Source organism: Psychrobacter sp. AOP31-B2-9 (assembly GCF_052378005.1).
In the GTDB taxonomy this organism is placed as follows: Bacteria; Pseudomonadota; Gammaproteobacteria; order Pseudomonadales; family Moraxellaceae; genus Psychrobacter.
Window position 1 is genome coordinate 1 of record NZ_JBQSXG010000340.1, and the last position, 471, is coordinate 471.

At 41.6% G+C, this 471-nt stretch carries 1 protein-coding gene; it reads left to right on the forward strand.

Annotated features, from left to right (window positions below; genetic code table 11):
* Positions 1-71 precede the first annotated feature (71 nt).
* Positions 72-332 carry a transposase gene (locus tag ACT3SX_RS15535; RefSeq protein ID WP_444761873.1) on the forward strand — a complete coding sequence of 87 codons (261 nt, stop codon included), beginning with the start codon at positions 72-74 and terminating at the stop codon, positions 330-332.
* The last annotated feature ends 139 nt before the right edge of the window (positions 333-471 follow it).

A 471-nucleotide genomic window follows, 5' to 3' on the forward strand; every position in this document is an offset into this window, starting at 1 on the left:
TGTAACTATCCCCTAAAATAACACAGCTCAAACGTAGAATTTCTTATAAAATACCCATAAGGAGTTTTGATATGAGCAAACGAATGACTGAGACCCAAATCGTATCGATATTAAAAGAAGCAGAAGCTGGGATACCTGCTAAAGAGCTGTGCCGTAAATACGGTATTGCTAGTTCGACATTTTACAAATGGCGATCCAAGTATGGAGGTATGGAAGCGTCTGACGTCAAACGACTAAAAGAGCTTGAAGAAGAAAACCGCAGACTCAAACAGATGTATGCTGATTTAAGCCTCAAAGCGCAGATGCAGGAAGATATCATAAAAAAGCTATAGCGCCTGTACCCGAGCGCAAAGTCTGGGCGCAAGAATTACAGGCGCAGTATGATGTCAGCATTGCAGTTAGTTGTCAGGTTGTCTGCATGAGTCGAACCGCTTATTACTATAAGCCTAAGCTATCTGATGATAGTGAGAT